Origin of the sequence: Streptomyces huasconensis (genome assembly GCF_021028635.1) — a bacterium.
In the GTDB taxonomy this organism is placed as follows: Bacteria; Actinomycetota; Actinomycetes; order Streptomycetales; family Streptomycetaceae; genus Streptomyces; species Streptomyces huasconensis.
This window is the reverse complement of record NZ_CP086119.1, coordinates 2,933,586-2,950,061: the sequence shown is the minus strand read 5'-3', so window position 1 is coordinate 2,950,061 and position 16,476 is coordinate 2,933,586. Positions and strand designations below refer to the sequence as shown.

Annotated in this window: 21 protein-coding genes, 1 tRNA gene and 1 riboswitch; of the genes, 14 read left to right on the top strand and 8 right to left on the bottom strand. The window is 69.7% G+C overall.

Annotated features, from left to right (window positions below; genetic code table 11):
* Positions 1 to 45: 45 nt before the first annotated feature.
* From J2N69_RS13300 to J2N69_RS13280, 6 genes are all read left to right on the top strand, one after another.
* Positions 46 to 1,005: an ABC transporter substrate-binding protein gene (locus J2N69_RS13300; protein ID WP_230900939.1), complete on the top strand. Its 960-nt coding sequence runs from the start codon at positions 46 to 48 to the stop codon at positions 1,003 to 1,005.
* A 77-nt stretch (positions 1,006 to 1,082) separates the two neighbouring features.
* Positions 1,083 to 2,099: a FecCD family ABC transporter permease gene (locus tag J2N69_RS13295; RefSeq protein WP_230900938.1), complete on the top strand. Its 1,017-nt coding sequence runs from the start codon at positions 1,083 to 1,085 to the stop codon at positions 2,097 to 2,099.
* On the top strand, positions 2,096 to 2,869 hold the full coding sequence (locus J2N69_RS13290) for an ABC transporter ATP-binding protein (protein WP_230900937.1): 774 nt from the start codon (positions 2,096 to 2,098) through the stop codon (positions 2,867 to 2,869). The genes J2N69_RS13295 and J2N69_RS13290 overlap by 4 nt, the downstream gene beginning before the upstream one ends.
* 69 nt (positions 2,870 to 2,938) lie before the next feature.
* Entirely contained in the window at positions 2,939 to 3,040 is a 102-nt protein-coding gene (locus J2N69_RS36515) for a putative leader peptide (protein WP_320590866.1), read from the top strand.
* Positions 3,041 to 3,171: 131 nt separating this feature from the next.
* The gene (locus J2N69_RS13285; protein WP_230900936.1) at positions 3,172 to 3,450 is read left to right on the top strand and encodes a MoaD/ThiS family protein; all 279 of its coding nucleotides are present in this window, start codon (positions 3,172 to 3,174) and stop codon (positions 3,448 to 3,450) included.
* Between the two features lie 12 nt (positions 3,451 to 3,462).
* The gene (locus tag J2N69_RS13280) at positions 3,463 to 4,416 is read left to right on the top strand and encodes a PLP-dependent cysteine synthase family protein (protein WP_230900935.1); all 954 of its coding nucleotides are present in this window, start codon (positions 3,463 to 3,465) and stop codon (positions 4,414 to 4,416) included.
* Between the two features lie 87 nt (positions 4,417 to 4,503).
* On the opposite strand, the gene J2N69_RS13275 is transcribed toward J2N69_RS13280, so the two are convergent.
* A complete protein-coding gene (locus J2N69_RS13275; protein ID WP_230900934.1) occupies positions 4,504 to 4,965 on the bottom strand; it encodes a type II toxin-antitoxin system PemK/MazF family toxin in 462 nt (153 codons plus the stop codon).
* 222 nt (positions 4,966 to 5,187) lie between these two features.
* Here J2N69_RS13275 and J2N69_RS13270 point away from each other — a divergent pair, with 222 nt between their 5' ends.
* The gene (locus tag J2N69_RS13270; RefSeq protein WP_230900933.1) at positions 5,188 to 5,940 is read left to right on the top strand and encodes an MBL fold metallo-hydrolase; all 753 of its coding nucleotides are present in this window, start codon (positions 5,188 to 5,190) and stop codon (positions 5,938 to 5,940) included.
* A gap of 69 nt (positions 5,941 to 6,009) precedes the next feature.
* Here the strand turns inward: J2N69_RS13270 and J2N69_RS13265 are convergent, their stop codons facing one another.
* Positions 6,010 to 7,284, bottom strand: coding sequence for a PTS transporter subunit EIIC (locus tag J2N69_RS13265; RefSeq protein WP_127912800.1), 1,275 nt, complete (start codon positions 7,282 to 7,284; stop codon positions 6,010 to 6,012).
* Positions 7,285 to 7,538: 254 nt separating this feature from the next.
* Positions 7,539 to 8,864: a PTS transporter subunit EIIC gene (locus J2N69_RS13260; RefSeq protein ID WP_230900932.1), complete on the bottom strand. Its 1,326-nt coding sequence runs from the start codon at positions 8,862 to 8,864 to the stop codon at positions 7,539 to 7,541.
* A 237-nt stretch (positions 8,865 to 9,101) separates the two neighbouring features.
* On the opposite strand from J2N69_RS13260, the gene J2N69_RS13255 reads away from it, so the two are divergent.
* The 4 genes from J2N69_RS13255 (at position 9,102) to rdgB (ending at position 11,329) form a co-directional block, all read left to right on the top strand.
* Entirely contained in the window at positions 9,102 to 9,335 is a 234-nt protein-coding gene (locus J2N69_RS13255; RefSeq protein ID WP_127912802.1) for a PTS sugar transporter subunit IIB, read from the top strand.
* An 84-nt stretch (positions 9,336 to 9,419) separates the two neighbouring features.
* The gene (rph, locus tag J2N69_RS13250; RefSeq protein ID WP_127912803.1) at positions 9,420 to 10,166 is read left to right on the top strand and encodes a ribonuclease PH; all 747 of its coding nucleotides are present in this window, start codon (positions 9,420 to 9,422) and stop codon (positions 10,164 to 10,166) included.
* 130 nt (positions 10,167 to 10,296) lie between these two features.
* On the top strand, positions 10,297 to 10,692 hold the full coding sequence (locus tag J2N69_RS13245) for a hypothetical protein (protein WP_230900931.1): 396 nt from the start codon (positions 10,297 to 10,299) through the stop codon (positions 10,690 to 10,692).
* A gap of 34 nt (positions 10,693 to 10,726) precedes the next feature.
* Positions 10,727 to 11,329, top strand: a complete 603-nt coding sequence (gene rdgB / locus J2N69_RS13240; RefSeq protein WP_230900930.1) for an RdgB/HAM1 family non-canonical purine NTP pyrophosphatase — start codon at positions 10,727 to 10,729, stop codon at positions 11,327 to 11,329.
* 45 nt (positions 11,330 to 11,374) lie between these two features.
* Here the strand turns inward: rdgB and J2N69_RS13235 are convergent.
* From J2N69_RS13235 to bcp, 5 genes are all read right to left on the bottom strand, one after another.
* Positions 11,375 to 11,457, bottom strand: a tRNA-Leu gene (locus J2N69_RS13235).
* 35 nt (positions 11,458 to 11,492) lie between these two features.
* Positions 11,493 to 12,155, bottom strand: a complete 663-nt coding sequence (locus J2N69_RS13230; RefSeq protein WP_230900929.1) for an HNH endonuclease — start codon at positions 12,153 to 12,155, stop codon at positions 11,493 to 11,495.
* Positions 12,152 to 12,793: an HNH endonuclease signature motif containing protein gene (locus J2N69_RS13225; protein ID WP_230900928.1), complete on the bottom strand. Its 642-nt coding sequence runs from the start codon at positions 12,791 to 12,793 to the stop codon at positions 12,152 to 12,154. Before J2N69_RS13225 ends, J2N69_RS13230 begins: the two co-directional genes overlap by 4 nt.
* A gap of 142 nt (positions 12,794 to 12,935) precedes the next feature.
* Entirely contained in the window at positions 12,936 to 14,444 is a 1,509-nt protein-coding gene (gene proP / locus J2N69_RS13220) for a glycine betaine/L-proline transporter ProP (RefSeq protein ID WP_230900927.1), read from the bottom strand.
* Between the two features lie 160 nt (positions 14,445 to 14,604).
* Positions 14,605 to 15,072, bottom strand: a complete 468-nt coding sequence (bcp, locus tag J2N69_RS13215; protein ID WP_230900926.1) for a thioredoxin-dependent thiol peroxidase — start codon at positions 15,070 to 15,072, stop codon at positions 14,605 to 14,607.
* 159 nt (positions 15,073 to 15,231) lie between these two features.
* Between bcp and J2N69_RS13210 the strand changes: the two genes are divergently transcribed.
* The 3 genes from J2N69_RS13210 (at position 15,232) to J2N69_RS13200 (ending at position 16,471) form a co-directional block, all read left to right on the top strand.
* Positions 15,232 to 15,552: a DUF3618 domain-containing protein gene (locus tag J2N69_RS13210; RefSeq protein ID WP_230900925.1), complete on the top strand. Its 321-nt coding sequence runs from the start codon at positions 15,232 to 15,234 to the stop codon at positions 15,550 to 15,552.
* 65 nt (positions 15,553 to 15,617) lie between these two features.
* Positions 15,618 to 15,962: a GroES family chaperonin gene (locus J2N69_RS13205; protein ID WP_127912808.1), complete on the top strand. Its 345-nt coding sequence runs from the start codon at positions 15,618 to 15,620 to the stop codon at positions 15,960 to 15,962.
* 65 nt (positions 15,963 to 16,027) lie between these two features.
* Positions 16,028 to 16,098: riboswitch (guanidine-III (ykkC-III) riboswitch) on the top strand.
* Positions 16,099 to 16,150: 52 nt separating this feature from the next.
* On the top strand, positions 16,151 to 16,471 hold the full coding sequence (locus J2N69_RS13200) for a DMT family transporter (protein WP_127912809.1): 321 nt from the start codon (positions 16,151 to 16,153) through the stop codon (positions 16,469 to 16,471).
* Positions 16,472 to 16,476: the final 5 nt, after the last annotated feature.

Genomic DNA, 16,476 nt, shown 5'->3' with positions numbered 1-16,476 from the left:
ACAACGCAGGGGACGCGGAAATCCCCTGGAGGAGGCAGTTCAGCCATGTCCCGCGCCCTACGCGTGCTCACCGCCGCGGCCCTGCTCGCCCCGCTCGCCGCCTGCGGCTCGTCCGGCTCCGGTGACGCCAAGCCCGCCGCCAAGGCCCCGGGCTTCCCGTACACCGTCACCAACTGCGGCGTGAAGACCACGTACGAGGCGCCGCCGAAGCGCGCCGTCACCATGAACCAGCACGTCACCGAAGTGATGCTGGAACTCGGCCTCAAGGACCGCCTGGCCGGCACCGCCTACCTCGACGACAAGGTCCTGCCGAAGTACGAGAAGGCGTACAAGTCCGTCCCCGTGCTCGCCAAGGAGTACCCCTCCTACGAGAAGCTGCTCGCCGCCAATCCCGACTTCGTCTACGGCGGCTACGCCAGCGCCTTCCTCGCGGGCGACGGCCGCAGCCGCTCGGCCCTCGCCAAGTCCGGGATCAAGAGCCGCCTCAACGTCGAGGGCTGCGCGAAGCGGGCGATCACCATGGACGACGTGTACCGCGAGGTGCGGGAGGTCGGCGCCACCTTCGGGGTGCGCGAGCGCGCCGAGAAGTGGGTGAGCGGGGCCAAGCGCGAACTGGCCGCCACCGCCGAGAAGTCGAAGAGCGACAAACCGGTCTCCGTCTTCGTCTACGACAGCGGCGACAAGACCGCGTTCACGGCGGGCGGCCGCGGCATCGGCAACGACATCATCGAGCGCGCGGGCGGCCGCAACGTCTTCGCCGACGTCGACAAGTCCTTCAGCGACGCGTCCTGGGAGAAGGTCGTCGAGCGCCGCCCCGAGGTCATCCTCATCCTCGACTACGGCGCCACGACCGTCGCCCAGAAGAAGAAGCGCCTCCTCGACGACCCGGCCCTCGCGGACGTCCCCGCCGTCAAGAACGAGCGCTTCGCGGTGCTGCGGCTGTCGGACGTGGTCACCGGGGTACGGGCACCGGAGGCGGTGAGGAAGCTGGCGGGCCAGCTGTGACCTCCCTTGCTGAGCCTGTCCGGCGTTTGAGGACGAGCCCGAAGGGCGATAGACGGGGGTCGAAGGGGCGCCGCCTCTTGATCCTGACGGCACTCACCGCGGCCCTCGCGGCAGCGACTGTCGCCGGCCTCGCCCTGGGCTCCGTCCGCATCCCGCCCGGCCAGGTCCTGGAGATCCTCACCGGCCGGGCGGAACCCTCCCCGTTCCGCACCATCGTGCTGGACGTCCGCCTCCCCAGGGTCCTGCTCGGCGCGGCCGTCGGCGCCGGCCTTGCCGTCATCGGCACCGTCCTCCAGGCCCTGGTCCGCAACCCCCTCGCCGACCCGTTCCTCCTCGGCGTCTCCTCGGGCGCCTCCGTGGGCGCCGTCAGCGCGATCGTGCTCGGCGGGATCTTCGGCCTGGGCACCGCCCTCAGCACCACCGTCACGATCCCCGCCGCGTCCTTCGTCGGCGCGCTGATCTCCCTGGTGCTGGTCTACGCCCTGGCCAGAGGCGGCGGCGGAGGCTTCGCCACCGGGCGCCTGATCCTCGCCGGGGTCGCCGTCTCGTACATCCTCACCGCCCTCACCAGCCTCATCCTCGTCACCGCCGACAGCGCCGACCACCTCAAGGAAGTCCTGTACTGGACGCTCGGCGGCCTCGGCAGCGCCCGCTGGGACATGCTCGCCCTGCCCTGCGCCGTCCTCGCCGTGGGCACCGCGCTCCTGGTGGCGCTCGCCCGCCCGCTGGACCTGCTGCTCGTCGGCGAGGAGGGCGCCACCGTCCTCGGCCTGGACACCGCCCGCTTCCGCGCCGCCGTCTTCGTCCTCGCCTCGCTCCTGACCGGCGTCCTCGTCGCGTACAGCGGCGCCATCGGCTTCGTCGGCCTGATGGTGCCGCACGCCGCCCGCATGCTGGTCGGCGCCGCACACCGCGCGCTGCTCCCGGTGGTGGCGCTGATGGGCGCGGTCTTCCTGGTCGCCGCCGACCTCGCCGCGCGCACGGTCGCCGCGCCGCAGGACATCCCCGTCGGCGTCCTCACGGCGCTGACCGGCGGCCCGTTCTTCCTGTGGCTGCTGCACAGGAGCCGTACGCACGAAGGGGCGCCCGCGTGAAGCTGTGCACCGAGGACCTCGGCTACACCACCCCCGGCGGCGCCCGCCTGCTCGACGGCGTCTCACTGACCGTCGCCGACGGCGAGACGGTCGGCATCGTCGGGCCCAACGGCAGCGGCAAGACGACCCTGCTGCGCTGCGTCTACGGCGCGCTCACCCCGACCGAGGGCCGCGTCCTCCTCGACGGGGACGACCTGACGGCGCTCGGCGCCAAGGCCCGCTCGCGGCGCGTCGCCACCGTGCCGCAGGACGGGCAGGCCGGCTTCGACCTCACCGTGCGGCAGGTCGTCGCCATGGGCCGCTCCCCGCACAAACGCTTCTGGGAGGGCGACACCGCGCGGGACGAGGAGCTGGTGGCGGCCGCCCTGACGCGCGTCGGCGCCGAGGGCCTCGCCGACCGCTCCTTCACCGCGCTCTCCGGCGGCGAACGCCAACGCGCGCTGGTGGCACGGGCGTTGGTGCAGCAGCCCACGGTCCTCGTCCTCGACGAGCCGACCAACCACCTCGACATCCGCTACCAGCTGGAGATCCTCTCCCTGGTCGGCGGCCTCGGCACCACCAATCTCCTCGCCCTGCACGACCTCAATCTCGCGGCGTACTACTGCGACCGCCTGCACGTCCTGCGGGACGGCGAGCTGATCACCTCCGGCACCCCCGAGGAGGTCCTGACCAGCGACCTCCTCGCCGAGGTGTACGGCGTGACGGCGGAGGTCGCCGTGCACCCCGCGACCGGGGCGCCGACGGTCACGTACCTCCCCGCATCCAGGTGATGGACGGAAAGCGTCCACCATCTGAGATCACATTCCAGGACCCGGACCGGGAATCGATACGATGAGCGCATGGTTTCCCACGACGTGAGCGACAAGATGCCGGGCATGCTGCTCGTGGCGCGTCTGCACGTCGACCTGTGCAGGCTCAGCAGCGCCATCTGTTCGCGCTGACCCCTGCCGCCGCACGGCCAGCGACGGGCCGCGGCGCCTGACCCGCGTACGACCGCGCACACCGGTGCACGACCACGGCCGGACCGCCGCGCGCCCCTTCACCTGAACACTCCCGACAGGAGCCCTCAGCCATGGCCATCGAGGTCCGCATCCCCACCATCCTCCGCAGCTACACCGACGGCGAGAAGGCCGTCCAGGGCAGCGGCGACACCCTCGCCGAGCTCTTCACCGACCTCGACTCGCGGCACGCGGGCATCGCCGAGCGCATCGTCGACGGCGGCAAGCTGCGCCGCTTCGTGAACGTGTACCTCAACGACGAGGACGTCCGCTTCCTCGACGGCATCTCCACCAAGCTCACCGACGGCGACAACGTCACGATCCTGCCGGCCGTCGCCGGCGGCATGGTCTAGGCCCGATCCCGGATGCCTCGCTACGACTCCCCGCTCGCCGCCGTCGGCAACACGCCGCTCGTGCGCCTGCCGCGCCTGTCCCCCTCCGACGAGGTCCGCATCTGGGCCAAGCTGGAGGACCGCAACCCCACCGGCTCCGTCAAGGACCGGCCGGCGCTGCACATGGTCGAACAGGCCGAGAAGGACGGCAGGCTGACGCCCGGCTGCACGATCCTGGAGCCGACCTCCGGCAACACCGGCATCTCCCTCGCGATGGCGGCCAAGCTCAAGGGCTACCGCATCGTGTGCGTCATGCCGGAGAACACCTCCCAGGAGCGGCGCGACCTGCTCGCCATGTGGGGCGCCGAGATCATCTCCTCACCGGCCGCGGGCGGCTCCAACACCGCCGTCCGCGTCGCCAAGGAGCTGGCCGCCGAACACCCGGACTGGGTGATGCTCTACCAGTACGGCAACCCCGACAACGCGGGCGCCCATTACGCCACGACGGGCCCGGAGATCCTCACGGACCTGCCCTCCGTCACCCACTTCGTGGCGGGCCTCGGCACCACCGGCACCCTCATGGGCGTCGGCCGCTACCTGCGCGAACAGAAGCCCGACATCAAGATCGTCGCCGCCGAGCCGCGCTACGACGACCTCGTCTACGGCCTGCGCAACCTCGACGAGGGCTTCGTCCCCGAGCTGTACGACGCCTCCGTCCTGACCAGCCGCTTCTCCGTCGGCTCCGCCGACGCGGTGACCCGCACGCGCGAACTGCTCCAGCAGGAGGGCATCTTCGCGGGCGTCTCCACCGGCGCGGCGCTGCACGCGGCGATCGGCGTCGGCAAGAAGGCCGTCAAGGCGGGGGAGTCCGCGGACATCGTCTTCGTCGTCGCCGACGGCGGCTGGAAGTACCTGTCGACGGGCGTCTACACCGCGGAGACGACCGAGGCGGCCATCGAGACGCTGCAAGGCCAGCTCTGGGCCTAGCCGCCAGAGTGCGCAGAGCTGTCCGCAAGCCTTTCGTAGGACTGTTCGAGGAGCAGGGCGCGGGGGCGGAGGCCCGGCCACGGCGGATCAGTCCGCCAGATACCGGACCTGGTCCCACAGCACCGGATCGACCACCCCGGCCCTGCGCCGGAACTCCCACAGCGGTACGCGGCGCAACTCGTCGGTCTCCAGGAAGCTGGGCCGACCGTGCGCGTCGCCCACCGAGCCGGGCGGCAGCGGGATCACCCCCGCCCGCTCGTCGTGGTACTTGCTGGTGATCTTCGCGACCAGGGCGCCCTCCCCGCGCACCGACAGCACCAGACACGGCCGGTCCTTGCCGCCGGGGCCGTCCTCATAGGGCACCCGCGCCCACCAGATCTCGGCAGGCCGCGGCGCGGGAAGCCGCCGCCGGGGCCCCCGCGGCGGCCGCGGGCGGCCCGGCGGACGGGTGCCCGGCCGCCGGGGGCCGCGCCCCCAGCCGTCCACCAGCGCGACGACCAGCGCGAGCACCACCACGGCGGCCAGCGCGAGCCACCAGGACGTGTCCATACGCACGACGGTACCGGGGCGCCCCCCGTACCGCCCGCCCCGCCCGCCACCGCACCCCCGTCCCGCACGCCCGCCCCGCACGCCCCCCGAACCGGTGACAGCGCAGGTGAGTTCGCCCACAACGGCCCGTGACGGAGGAGCGACCAGGCCTTTTGCGCCTTACGCTCGACGGACCGCACACCCACCCCCCAGCTCTTTCGCCAGCGCGGAGGTTCCAGCTTCATGAAGCTCACCGTCGTCGGCTGCTCGGGGTCGTTTCCGTCAGCGGAGTCGGCCTGTTCGAGCTACCTCGTCGAGGCCGACGGCTTCCGGTTGCTGCTCGACATGGGCAACGGCGCCCTCGGCGAGCTGCAGCGCCACATCGGTCTGTACGACCTCGACGCGATCTTCCTCAGCCACCTGCACGCCGACCACTGCATCGACATGTGCGCGTACTTCGTGGCGCGCTACTACCGGCACGAGGGCGGCCGCTGCGCCCCCATCCCGGTCTACGGCCCCGAGGGCACCGAGCAGCGCCTCACCACCGCGTACGCCGACACGCCCTCGGCCTCCTCGATGAGCGAGGTCTTCGACTTCCACACGGTCAAGCCGGCGTCGTTCGAGATCGGCCCGTTCGCGGTGCGCACCGAGAAGGTGCGCCACCCCGTCGAGGCGTACGCCATCCGCGTCGAGCACGGCGGCCGGTCCCTCACGTACTCCGGCGACACCGGCAGCTGCGACAGCCTGGACGAACTCGCCTCCGGCACCGACCTGTTCCTGTGCGAGGCGGCGTTCACGCACGGCAAGGAGAACATCCCCGATCTGCACCTCAACGGCCGCGAGGCGGGCGAGTGCGCCCAGCGCGCCGGCGTGGGAAGGCTGCTGCTCACCCACATCCCGCCGTGGACGGACCCCCGGGTGAACCTCGCGGACGCGCGCGCGGTCTACGGGGGGCCGGCGGAGCTGGCGGCGCCCGGGGTGACGTACGAGGTCTGACACGCGAAAGGGAAGGGCCGGGCGTTGGTGACCAACGCCCGGCCCTTCCCCGTTCAGCTGCGCCGCGGGCTACTTCGCCTCGGCCTTCTGCAGCTCCGCCAGCTCCTCGTCGGACTCGCGGCCCGGCGTCGGCAGGTTGAACTTGGTGATCGCGAAGCGGAAGACCACGTAGTAGACCGCCGCGAAGCACAGGCCCACCAGGGCCAGGCCCCACGGGTTCTTCGCGATGCCGAGGTTCAGGAAGAAGTCGACCGCGCCCGCGGAGAAGCCGAAGCCGTCCTTCATGCCGAGCGCCCAGGTCAGCGCCATGGAGACACCGGTGAGCACCGCGTGGATCGCGTACAGCACCGGGGCGATGAACATGAAGGTGAACTCGATCGGCTCGGTCACACCGGTCACGAAGGCGGTGGCCGCGAGCGAGAACATCATGCCGCCGACGACCTTGCGGCGCTCGGGACGGGCGCAGTGCACGATCGCGAGGCAGGCCGCCGGAAGGGCGAACATCATGATCGGGAAGAAGCCGGTCATGAACTGGCCCGCGCTGGGGTCGCCGTGCAGGAAGCGGGCGATGTCGCCGTGGTAGTCCGTGCCGCCGTCGTTGTACGTGCCCGCCTGGAACCACGGGAAGGAGTTCAGCAGGTGGTGCATGCCGATCGGGATCAGCGCGCGGTTGGCGACACCGAAGACACCGGCGCCGACGGCGCCCGAACCGACCAGCCACTCGCTGAAGTTGTGCAGGCCGGTGCCGAGCACCGGCCAGATCAGACCGAAGACGATGCCCGCGACCAGACCCGCGAAGGCGGAGAGGATCGGCACCAGACGGCGGCCACCGAAGAAGCCCGCCCAGTCGGGCAGCTTGGTCCGGTAGAACTTCTGGTACAGCAGGGCGACGATGATGCCCATGACGACGCCGCCGAGCACACCGGCGTTGACCGGCGCCTCGTTCATGACGATCTTGCCGTCGACGACGGCGGCGACCTTCGGCAGGTTCTTGTCCGTGAAGGTGGCGAGCACCTTCTGGAAGACCAGGTAGCCGGTCACGGCCGCGAGGGCCGTCGAACCGTCCGACTTCTTCGCGAAGCCGATCGCGATGCCGACGCAGAACAGCAGCGCCATGTTGTCGAGCAGCGCGCCACCGCCCGCCGCCATGTAGCCCGCGAGCTTGTTGATGAAGGTCGGGAAGGACTCCCGGCCCAGCATGTCGTCCTGGCCGAAACGGACCAGGAGGGCTGCGGCGGGCAGCACGGCGACCGGCAGCATGAGGCTGCGGCCGATGCGCTGCATGACAGCCATCGCGCCGGAGCCCTTCTTCTTGGCCGCGGGGGCGGCACTGGCCGTGGACACAACTTCCTCCAGTGGGCAAGGCGCCGCCTGGGGACACGGAAGTGGGGGACGGCGGCGTCTCCGGGGGACGCGGCGAGAAGGCCGCGTGGTCTACACCATTAGTGGTGTAGACCTGTTGTAGCACGGTGAAGGTGACATAAGGAACCTGTGATTCCTGTGTGCTGGGCCATATCCGGAAAAGGCAGACCAAAGGCCCCCGGACCCGGGGTCCGAGGGCCTTGCCGAGAGCCGGGAGCACCGCCCGGGCGGCCCGCTCAGGCCTTCGTCTGCTCCCGGTCCAACGCCTCCGCCTCCTCCTCCGGTTCACGCCCCGGCGTCGCCAGATCGAACTTCACGATCACGAAGCGGAACACGAAGTAGTACACGATCCCGAAGCCCAGACCGATCAGCAGGATCAGCCACGGCTTCGTCGCCAGACTCCAGTTGATGACGTAGTCGATCAGCCCCGCCGAGAAGCTGAACCCGTCCTTCACCCCCAGCGCCCACGTCACCGCCATCGACACCCCCGTGAGCACCGCGTGCAGCGCGTACAGCAGCGGGGCGATGAAGAGGAACGAGTACTCGATCGGCTCGGTGATCCCCGTGACGAACGACGTCAGACCGACCGACAGCATCATGCCGCCGACCACCTTGCGCCGCTCGGGACGCGCGCAGTGCGTGATCGCCAGCGCCGCCGCGGGCAGCGCGAACATCATGATCGGGAAGAACCCCGAGGTGAACTGGCCCGCCGACGGGTCACCCGCCAGGAACCGGTTGATGTCGCCGTGCACCATCGTGCCGTCCGGCTTCGTGTAGTCACCGAACTGGAACCACACGAACGTATTGAGGAACTGGTGCAGGCCCACCGTGAGCAGCGCCCGGTTGGCGACGCCGAAGATGCCCGAGCCCAGCCAGCCCAGATCCACCAGCCACTTCGAGAAACTGGTCAGCGCGTCACCGATCGGCGGCCAGATCCACACGCACAGCCCCGCGAAGACCAGCCCCACGAACGCCATGATGATCGGCACCAGCCGGCGGCCGTTGAAGAAGCCGAGCCAGTCGACCAGCTTCACGCGGTGGTAGCGCTGCCAGAACCACGCGGCCAGCAGCCCCATCACGATGCCGCCGAAGACCCCCGGGTTCTGGTACGCCGCCTGCGCCACCGTCCCGTCCTCGGCGACGCAGACACCGCCCCACATCCCGGCGGCCGAGAAAGTGGTGTCCGTCGGACAGTCGTCGGGGAAGGCCCGCAGCACCGCGTAATAGACGAGGAAACCCGCGACCGCCGCGAGCGCCGTCGACCCGTCCGACTTCTTCGCCATGCCGATCGCCACACCGATGCAGAACAGCAGCGGCAGACCGAGCGAGGAGTCGAGCAGGGAGCCCCCGGCCGCCGCGAAGACCTTGGCGACGTTCGTCCAGCCGAGCCCGTCGTCGCCGAAGACGTCCGGCTGGCCGAGACGGTTGAGGATGCCGGCGGCGGGCAGCACCGCGATGGGCAGCTGGAGGCTGCGGCCCATCTTCTGCAGGCCCTGGAACAGGCCGTTCCACCACTTCTTCCGCGGCTTCTTCCGCGGGGCCGCGGCAGCGTCGGAACTCATCGGCGTCCTCCCGGGACAGGCCTGGTTTGGCGGTCGCCCTAAACTGGTGTAGACCAGTTGGGAACGGCTGGGGGTGCCGCTCCGACGCGAACCGGCACGGGGCGACGACACCTTGATCGTCATCATTGAGTACGTGCGCCCCGACCGCCCGCGAAGATGGTCCAACCGTGCGTTAACGTGACACAGCGACCTGCGGCGTGCCCGGGGGCCGCGTCCTTTGGAACCAGGGAGAAACACATGGCCAGCAAGGCTGAGAAGATCGTCGCCGGGCTCGGCGGCATCGACAACATCGAAGAGGTCGAGGGCTGCATCACCCGCCTGCGCACCGAGGTCCGCGACCCGGACCTCGTCGACGACGCCGCGCTGAAGGCCGCCGGCGCCCACGGCGTCGTCAAGATGGGCACCGCGATCCAGGTCGTCATCGGCACCGACGCCGACCCGATCGCCGCCGACATCGAAGACATGATGTGAGTTCCTGAACCCTTCGGGTTCACGGACGAGGGCCCTTTCCCGGACCGGGGAGGGCCCTCACCCATGTCCCGATAGGCTCAGCCCATGTCCTCTACGCCCTCGCCCCGCATCGACGGCCGCGCCCCCGAACAGCTCCGCCCCGTCACCATCGAACGCGGCTGGAGCAAGCACGCCGAGGGCTCCGTCCTCATCTCCTTCGGCGACACCAAGGTCTTCTGCACCGCCTCCGTCACCGAAGGCGTCCCGCGCTGGCGCAAGGGCAGCGGCGAAGGCTGGGTCACCGCCGAGTACTCCATGCTGCCCCGCTCCACCAACACCCGCGGCGACCGCGAAGCCGTCCGCGGCAAGATCGGCGGCCGCACCCACGAGATCTCCCGCCTCATCGGCCGCAGCCTGCGCGCCGTCATCGACTACAAGTCCCTCGGCGAGAACACCATCGTCCTCGACTGCGACGTCCTCCAGGCCGACGGCGGCACCCGCACCGCCGCCATCACCGGCGCCTACGTCGCCCTCGCCGACGCCGTCGCCTGGGCCCAGGGCAAGAAGCTCGTCAAGGCCGGCCGCAAGCCCCTCACCGACACCGTCTCCGCCGTCTCCGTCGGCATCGTCGGCGGCGTCCCCCTCCTCGACCTCTGCTACGAGGAAGACGTCAAGGCCGAGACCGACATGAACGTCGTCTGCACCGGCGACGGCCGCTTCGTCGAGGTCCAGGGCACCGCCGAGGCCGAGCCCTTCGACCGCAAGGAACTCAACGCCCTCCTCGACCTCGCCGTCGGCGGCTGCGAGGACCTCGCCGCCCTCCAGCGCGAGGCGCTCGAAGCGACGCGCTGACACGGCGCGGCGGCGAGTCGCGTAACGCAGGCAACCAACGACCCCCTGACGGGCGTTGTTACAAGTAGTCACGAAGTACGGGCGTGCGGAAGAACCGCGCGCCCGTACGCCCACGGGGAGGGACCCAACCATGGCCGCGCGTCACCGTCGTATCGCCACCGCTGTCGCCACAGCACTGATCGCCGTACCGGCCGCCGCCGGCCTCGTCGGCTGCGACGCCGTCAGCAAGGCCCTGGACTGCGTCCAGACCGCGGACACCATCGCCGACAGCGTCACCGACCTGCAGCAGGCCGTCGAGAACGCCGCCGACAACCCCGCCGAGGCCGACCGGGCCCTCGACGACATCGGCAAGAACCTCGACAAGATCAGCGACAAGACTGACGACACCGACGTGAACAAGGCCGTCGACGACCTCGACAAGGCCGTCGACAACGTCCGCGAGGCCATCAAGAACGGCGACAACACCCCGGACGTCGGCCCCGTCACCGACGCGGCGGGCGAACTGACGAAGGTCTGCACGCCGTAGCGGGCCCGCGCCGTGCCCCCTGGATACTGGGGGCATGACCCGCCTCATCCTCGCCACCCGCAACAACGGCAAGATCACGGAACTGAGGGCGATCCTCGCCGACGCAGGCCTCACCCATGAGCTCGTCGGCGCGGACGCCTACCCCGAGATCCCCGACGTCAAGGAAACCGGCGTCACCTTCGCCGAGAACGCCCTGCTCAAGGCGCACGCCCTCGCCCGGGCGACCGGGCTGCCCGCCGTCGCCGACGACTCGGGGCTGTGTGTCGACGTCCTCGGCGGAGCCCCCGGCATCTTCTCCGCCCGCTGGGCCGGCCGCCACGGCGACGACACCGCGAACCTGAACCTCCTGCTGGCCCAGTTGTCCGACATCTCCGCGGAACACCGCGGAGCCCACTTCGCCTGCGCGGCGGCCCTGGCGCTGCCGGACGGCACGGAGCGGGTGGTCGAGGGCCGCATGCGAGGCACCCTGCGGACCGCCCCCACGGGCTCCGGCGGCTTCGGCTACGACCCGATCCTCCAGCCGGAGGGCGAGACGCGCACGTGCGCGGAGCTGACGGCAGAGGCAAAGAACGCGATCAGCCATCGCGGGAAGGCGTTCCGGGGGTTGGTGCCGGTGGTGCGGGAGTTGTTGGGCTGAGCCATGGCGAAGGGGCCGTCCGAAGCGGACGGCCCCTTTGTGATGTGCGGCCGATGGGAGTCGAACCCACATGGGCAAATGCCCCGAGGCACCTAAAACCTCTGCTTATACCATTCAGCAACGGCCGCGTACCTGCCCATGGTACCGACGTCCTCGTGCTGCACTACGGGCGGCGCCGGTTCCCGCCCCTGCACCACGTGTCGGTGATCGCATGACAGTTGGGGCACAACAGCCGCAGATTCTCGCGCCGGTCGTCGCTCCAGTCGCCGTTGATGTGGTCGACCTCCAACGTCATGGGCCGTCCGTTCCATTCGGGTGGGGTTCCGCACTCGTCGCAGAGTTCGCGGACGCCGATCTCGCGGAGGGCTCGACGCAACAGGGCGGTCCTGGTGCGATGTGCCCCGTCATGCTTGACGAGTACATCCGCAGCTCTTTTCACGGGTGTTGGCCCCGGCCTGCCTCGCTGGTGGGCCTGGCCGAGGAAGTGAGACGTATCGAGCCCGTCCTCCTTGGCCCACCGCGGCAGCAATGTGCGTAATCGACTGTTCTCCGGCATGCCCAAAGCGCGCAGTGCTTCGGCAATCGATGAACTCTGGGCAACCGCCTGCCGGAGTTCGTCCGATGGCGGCTTCGGGCATGGGCCGCCTCGGAGATGACGTGGCATGTGGGAGACATCGATCCGGAAATCGTCGAAGCGTTTGAACAGGTGACGACGCAGACCCCGGTATGGGCGTGCTCCTACGAAGGTGATGACTTCGTCGATGCTTGAGCAGTTCTTCGCGGCCGCGGTCAGAAGTTCCCGCGTGTAGTGGACAGGCTCGCTCATGGCTGGCGGCCTTTGCCGCGGCCGCGGTACGTGTCAGTGGTCGAGTGGCAGTTGGGGCACAGGAGCCGCAGGTTATCGATCTTGTTGTTGCGCCAGTTGCCGTCGATGTGGTCGACCTCCAGTGGCAGGGGATGCCCTCGCCACAGCGGTTCCGTCCCGCACATCGCACACCGCTCCGCGACGCCGAGTTCGGCCATGGCCTGTCGTAGTCGGTCGCTCTGGATGCGCCGGGCGCCGGTCGGTTCTTGCTCGACGAGGAGTTGGTCGGGTGTGCGGCGCTGCTTGGGGATGCCGCGCCGGGACGGCTGTTGGAAGTGCGCCGTATCGATTCCGTACGCTTTGATGCGACGGCTGATGTGCGTGTGGTGACCGCCCACGATCTCGATTCCCAGGTATCGCAGCACGTCATTCACGCTGGTCGACGCGGCGACCGCCGGCTCCAGGAGCTCCTTGGTCCACCGAGTCCCCTCCCGCTGGAAATGCGACGTATCGACTCCCAGCCTCCGCATCCGTTCACGGACGTACCTCCGCGTCGGGCTCTTCGGATCGACCCCCAACTTCCTTAGCGCCTCGGACAACGTTCGCGACGACTTCGCCGCCTCCTCCAGGCGTTCCCTGGTGTACGGACTGACTGGCATCTTCTCCTCCGCATCCGGCCGCACGTTCGCAGCCCCGTACGGAGTAACGAACCGAAAATCGGGCCGTCACGCCCGGAATGCGGAATGGCCTGCCCCATTTAGCGGTGGGGCAGGCCATTCCGGGAGGGGGAGAAGGGGGAGGTCAGAACCTTGGGGCCGTTGTCTGGGCCTCTACCAGTTCCGCCGCCTCCTCCTTCGTCTCCACCGACGGCGGTGAACCCGCCAGCGGCTTCTGGGCCGTTTCCTTCATGCAGGCCACCGCGATGACGCCGACGACCGCCGCCGCCATCGAGTAGTACGCCGGGACCATGTCCGTGCCCGTGACGCTGATCAGGGACGTGATGACGAGGGGTGCCGTGCCGCCGAAGAGGGAGGTGGAGACGTTGTAGCCCACGGAGAGCGAGCCGTAGCGGACCGACGTGGGGAAGAGGGCCGGAAGCGTCGCCGACATCGTGCCGAGGAGGCAGACCAGGGAGAGACCGAGCAGGAGCATGCCGGCGGCGACCGCGAGCAGGCTGCCCTGCTTGATGAGGAGGAAGGCCGGCAGGGAGAGGAACAGGAAGCCCAGCATGCCCGTCATCAGCAGCGGCTTGCGGCCGAAGCGGTCGGAGAGCTTGCCGACCTGGCTGATGATCAGCATCAGGACGATCATCGTGCCGATGAGCAGGAGCAGGCCGTGGGAGTCGTCGTAGCCGAGTTCGTCGGAGAGGTACGTCGGCATGTACGACAGCAGCATGTAGTCGGTGACGTTGTACGCGCCGACCAGGGCGATGCACAGGATCAGCATGGGCCAGTGCTGCCGGAAGATCTTCGCCAGGTCGCCCTTGGCGGTGGTCTCCACCGCGGAGGCGCCCTCGGAGGCCGCGTGGTAGGTGGCGTCCTCCATCTTCTGGAAGGCGGGGGTCTCGTCCAGCTTGAGGCGGAGGTAGAGGCCGACGAGGCCCAGCGGACCCGCGACGAGGAACGGCACGCGCCAGCCCCAGGACTCCATGGCGTCCGCGCCGAGCGTGGTGTTCAGGATGAGGACCAGACCCGCCGCGCCCGTATAGCCGGCCAGCGTGCCGACCTCCAGGAAGCTGCCGAAGTAGCCGCGGCGCTTGTCGGGGGCGTACTCGGCTATGAAGGTGGACGCGCCGCCGTACTCACCGCCGGTGGAGAAGCCCTGGACCAGGCGGAAGAAGATCAGGAGGGCCGGCGCCCAGAAGCCGATCGCGGCGTAGGAGGGGATGAGGCCGATGGCGAGGGTGCCGATCGCCATCATGATCATCGTGAGGGCGAGGACCTTCTTGCGGCCGATCTTGTCGCCCATCGGGCCGAACACCATGCCGCCGATGGGCCGGACCAGGAAGGAGACCGCGAAGGTGGCGAAGGAGGAGATCAGCTGGACCGTTTCGTTCCCGGACGGGAAGAAGACGTGGCCGAGGGTGACGGCCAGGTAGCTGTAGATGCCGAAGTCGAACCATTCCATGGCGTTGCCGAGCGAGGCCGCCTTGACCGCCCGCTTGACCGCCGCCTCGTCCGTGACCGTGATGTCGGTGCGGCGCAGCGGCGGGTTCTTGCGCCGGTCGGCGGCCCGGAACAGGGTGCGGTGGCGTCTGATGGCCTCGGTGTCGGCCGCGGCGTCGGCCGCGGTGTCGTCGTGGGCCGCCATGGAGTGGTTCCTTTCGTTCTTCGGACGTGCTCCCCCGGGGTCCCCGGGGCAACAGGCCCCCGGATTTCCCTCCCGCTCACCTGCTCGAACATCGCCGGTGCAAACAAAAGGCCCCCGGGGGGGGCCTTTGTCGCAGTGTGACCAGCGGGGGAGTCGTCGGTCAGACGCCCAGGTCCTTGATGATCTTGGCGACGTGGCCGGTCGCCTTGACGTTGTAGAAGGCGTGCTCGACCTTGCCCTCCTCGTCGACGACGACGGTCGAGCGGATGACACCGGTCACCGTCTTGCCGTAGAGCTTCTTCTCGCCGAAGGCGCCGTAGGCGGCCAGGGTCTCCTTGGAGGGGTCGCCGACCAGGGTGACCTTGAGGTTCTCCTGCTCGCGGAACTTCGCGAGCTTCTCCGGCTTGTCGGGTGACACGCCGATGACGTCGTAACCGGCGGCGGCGAGGACGTCGAGGTTGTCGGTGAAGTCGCAGGCCTGCTTGGTGCAGCCGGGAGTGAGGGCGGCGGGGTAGAAGTAGACGATGACCTTGCGGCCCTTGTGGTCGGCCAGCGAGACGTCCTTGCCGTCGGCGTCGGGCAGGGTGAAGGCGGGGGCGGTGTCGCCGGGCTGAAGTCGCTCGCTCATCTTCGGTCTCCTCGTGGTGGGCTGGGGCAGGAGGTAGGTGACGGAGTCGAGCGTAATGGGGGTCGTCATAGGGGTGCCGTGGGGTGCGGCGCGCGGGAAGCTGACAGACTGTGGTCACAGATCACGTCCACACAATCGATACGACCTGGAGGCAGCGCGGTGTCGGATGCCAGGACCCCTGCGCAGATCGAGGCGGACATCAAGCGCCGGCGCGACCAGCTGGCCGAGACCCTCGACGAGATCGGGGTGCGCGTCCACCCGAAGACGATCGTCGGGGACGCGAAGGCGAAGGTCGTCTCCAGCGTGGACAACTCGCTGGGCCGGGCGTACGTCGGGGCGAACCGATTCGTCTCGGAGCTGAGGGGCCAGTTCGTCGCGGAGGACGGTTCGCCCCGTATCGAGCGGATCGTCCCGGTGGCGCTGGTCGCCGTGGGTGTCGTCGGGCTGCTCGTGGTGGGCTCGCGGCGCCGCGACCGCTGAGCCGCGGCCGTGCGACAACTGCCCCGGAGGGCCTCATGGCGCGCCGGGGCAGGTAAGTTCATGGCGTGAGCGAGAAGACCCACCACGACGACAAGCTGCCCATCCGGATGTTGCACGACCGCGTGCTCGTGCGGCAGGACACCAGCGAGGGCGAGCGGCGCTCCGGCGGCGGCATCCTGATTCCCGCGACCGCGGCCGTGGGCCGCCGGCTCGGCTGGGCCGAGGTGGTCGCCGTCGGGCAGAACGTGCGCACGGTAGAGCCGGGCGACCGGGTGCTGTACGACCCCGAGGACCGCGCCGAGGTCGAGGTGCGGGGCGTGGCGTACGTCCTGATGCGCGAGCGCGATCTGCACGCGGTGGCCGCGGACCGGTTCGAGGGGTCCGAGGACTCGACGGGCCTGTACCTGTAGCCGCCCGGGTCTGTACGCGCGGGCGGCGCCGAAGGGGCTGGTGACCACGGTCACCAGCCCCTTCCGCATGCTTTTGCTACCGTGGAGGGACCCCGACGAGACGCGCCGTACCGGGTTTCCGCAAAGACGACGCATCCCCATCAGGCGACACGCGCTCGGCGCGTGTCCTACTCGTCGGAGGTGCCGTCATGGCCTGGGTTCTGTTGATCGTCGCCGGTCTGCTCGAAGTGGGCTGGTCGATCGGGATGAAGTACACCGACGGTTTCACCCGGCTGTGGCCCAGCGTCTTCACGGGCGCGGGCATCGTCGCGAGCATGCTGCTGCTGTCCTACGCCGCCAGGTCGCTGCCCATCGGTACCGCGTACGGCGTGTGGGTGGGCATCGGTGCCGCGGGTGCGGCGGTGCTCGGCATGGTGATCCTGGGGGAGCCGGTCACCGCCGCCCGTATCTTCTTCGTCTGTCTGCTGCTGGTGGCCGTGGTCGGTCTGAAGGCGACCTCGGGGCACTGACCGGT